The organism is Sphaerimonospora cavernae (assembly GCF_042435035.1).
Lineage (GTDB): Bacteria > Actinomycetota > Actinomycetes > Streptosporangiales > Streptosporangiaceae > Sphaerimonospora > Sphaerimonospora cavernae.
Map to the genome: position 1 here is coordinate 1 of NZ_JBHMQT010000007.1, position 2,632 is coordinate 2,632.

At 66.6% G+C, this 2,632-nt stretch carries 3 protein-coding genes; 2 read left to right on the forward strand and 1 reads right to left on the reverse strand.

The features are described from left to right. The first annotated feature begins 206 nt into the window (after positions 1-206). Together ACFHYQ_RS06325 and ACFHYQ_RS06330 are read left to right on the forward strand one after the other, a co-directional pair. A complete protein-coding gene (locus ACFHYQ_RS06325) occupies positions 207-575 on the forward strand; it encodes a hypothetical protein (RefSeq protein ID WP_394300134.1) in 369 nt (122 codons plus the stop codon). 264 nt (positions 576-839) lie between these two features. Further along, positions 840-1,175, forward strand: a complete 336-nt coding sequence (locus ACFHYQ_RS06330) for a hypothetical protein (protein ID WP_394300135.1) — start codon at positions 840-842, stop codon at positions 1,173-1,175. Between the two features lie 891 nt (positions 1,176-2,066). Here the strand turns inward: ACFHYQ_RS06330 and ACFHYQ_RS06335 are convergent. Continuing rightward, positions 2,067-2,435, reverse strand: coding sequence for a hypothetical protein (locus tag ACFHYQ_RS06335; RefSeq protein WP_394300136.1), 369 nt, complete (start codon positions 2,433-2,435; stop codon positions 2,067-2,069). Positions 2,436-2,632: the final 197 nt, after the last annotated feature.

A 2,632-nucleotide genomic window follows, 5' to 3' on the forward strand; every position in this document is an offset into this window, starting at 1 on the left:
GCAGATGATCGATACGGTTCACGCCGAGACGGAAAGGGAGGAAACGTGATTTTCCGGATGTGTCGTCAACCATCGCCGGGGCGGGTGCGTCAAACTTTCTTGGAATCCGAATGGCGCAAACACTCGGGGGAGTGGTAACGCAGAAGGGATATGGTGGATGCTTCGTGTCATCACCGTCATCACCGTCATCACAGTCGCAACCGTCGATGGAGTTCCGTCGTAGCCGATTGCTGTATGGCTTCCCGGCGGTAATTCGCCATTCGCTGGAGGGCAACCGGGTCACCGCGTATGTCGATGAGGGGCAGTTCGCCCCGGAGTTGGCGACCCCCCTGGGCGAGGTCGCCGTGGCGACGCTCGCGCTGCTTCTACCCGCCGAGGAGATCCGCCCGACGCCGGCGCTGCGCATCCGCATCAGGCGGAGCGGAGCCCTCGGCCATGAGCTCGCCGTGGCCGAGTTCGCACCGCAGGAGATCACCGTCGCGGTCGACAAGACCCTCATTACCGACGACCTGGCCGCCTACCTGAGCGACGCCGGCACCGCCGTCGCCCGCGGCTTCATCCGCAAACCGACCTGACGACGCATCACACCCGAGCACACCGGCTTCCGTACGACGAGGTCGACGGCAGTCGCGCCCGTGTCACGCCCGGCGCCACGACTGTCGCGCAGGCCCCGCCAGCCGTGCCGGTCGGCCGCTCGCGATCGGCTGACCTTCTCCCGTGCCGCGCAGTCAAGCGCAAGATTGCCGACTCTTGAGGTGTTCCCGCCCAGAACGATGATTGCCCGCTGTGTAGCGTGACAGCGGTCACAACAGGTGACGTCGATCGAACAGGAGGTAACGATGATTCGTCGACTGCTTCTGGCGGGCTCGGCCTGCGCCGCCACCCTCGCCTTCCTGGCGCCCCTCGCCACCACGGCGGAGGCCGCCGTCCTGCCGCAGCACGCGGCCGCGGCCGCACAGGCGAGCACCCCCAGCCACAGCGGTGACTGGGGGCATGGTTCCTGGGGTCGTCCGGGCGGCAGCTGGGGCCACCGGGGCGGCTACTGGGGTCACCGGGGCGGCTACTGGGGACGGCCGGTGGGCTACCTGGGTGCTCCGGTGAGCTACCTGGGCACCCCCGTGATTCTTGCGGGTGGCGACCTCTACTGCGACTACTACGGCACCCTCTGCTACTGATACGAGGCAGGCCGGGTTCTCTGTGAGAGCCCTCCGCTGAGGATCGGAAGCTCAGGTCGAGCACGCACTCGACCAGGGAGTTGATCACCCCGGGTTGTCAGCAGAAATCGTTGACAATCCGGGGCCGGATCAACGGATTCGCACTACTATTCGTGTTCAACTCATCTCTGAAAGTAACAGGGCGGAATTTTCTCAGATCTGGAGCGCGTGATGGATGACCATGAAATACCTCGCCCACGTCGTGCCGGGCGAGCCCCCTACGGCCTCCGCGGCCCTCGCCTCTCGGGACCGCCCTCGCCGTACGCATCACTGGCTCCGGACAAGCTCGACCGGGCAAACGGGGCGCTTCTCAGCCGGTACAAGCCGAAGCCGACCCGTCTCCCGGCACCATCGGTGGGGCGGCATCGCGCTCGGCGTCGAAACAGCCTGATCCGCCGGGTGGTCATGGCCGGCTTCGCGGCTCTGGCGATCGGCGTCCTCTCCTCAGGCACACAATCCAGTGGCTCCGCCCGGCCGAGCTCGCCCCCACATCTCGACACGGTGACCATCACGATCCGGCCCCCATCCGGAGGGTCAGCGGAATCCTCCTCCCCGAGCACACGCGGGCAGCGGTCGTCGCGGCCGGCGAGATCCGCCTCACCGCCATCCGCCTCACCGCCATCACGGCACCGATCAAGGCAGGCCGTGCAGGCCTCGCCCACGCGGGCCCGTCGACATCATGGCCGCGCGCACTCGTCCACCCGCTTACGACCTCCAGCCCCCGAGCCCATCCCCGGCGGCACAAGCGCGACTTCTGCGGCCTTCCCCAGTCCCGCCGGAGGCCGAGTCGCCGATCGCTGCCACCCTCTTGAGCCTGGCCGCGATCTGATAGAGCCCGGACCTGGTGCGTCGTCAGGTCGGTTTGCGGATGAAGCCGCGGGCGACGGCGGTGCCGGCGTCGCTCAGGTAGGCGGCCAGGTCGTCGGTAATGAGGGTCTTGTCGACCGCGACGGTGATCTCCTGCGGTGCGAACTCAGCCACGGCGAGCTCATGGCCGAGGGCTCCGCTCCGCCTGATGCGGATGCGCAGCGCCGGCGTCGGGCGGATCTCCTCGGCGGGTAGAAGCAGCGCGAGCGTCGCCACGGCGACCTCGCCCAGGGGGGTCGCCAACTCCGGGGCGAACTGCCCCTCATCGACATACGCGGTGACCCGGTTGTCCTCAAGCGAATGGCGAATTACCGCCGGGAAGCCATACAGCAATCGGCTACGACGGAACTCCATCGACGGTTGCGACTGTGATGACGGTGATGGCACGAATCATCCACCATATCCCTTCCATGGCTACACGTCCCCGATCACTTACTCTGTACGAAGGCCGGCGAAGTTTGACGCACCCGCAGCGGCGATGGTTTACAGCACATCCGGAAAATCACGTTTCCTCCCTTTCCGTCTCGGCGTGAACCGTATCGATCATCTGC

Bases quoted from the DNA above. Each gene is read 5' to 3' on its own strand.
- ACFHYQ_RS06325 (WP_394300134.1), top strand. From the start codon at position 207: ATGGAGTTCCGTCGTAGCCGATTGCTGTATGGCTTCCCGGCGGTAATT.
- ACFHYQ_RS06330 (WP_394300135.1), top strand. From the start codon at position 840: ATGATTCGTCGACTGCTTCTGGCGGGCTCGGCCTGCGCCGCCACCCTC.
- ACFHYQ_RS06335 (WP_394300136.1), bottom strand. From the start codon at position 2,435: ATGGAGTTCCGTCGTAGCCGATTGCTGTATGGCTTCCCGGCGGTAATT.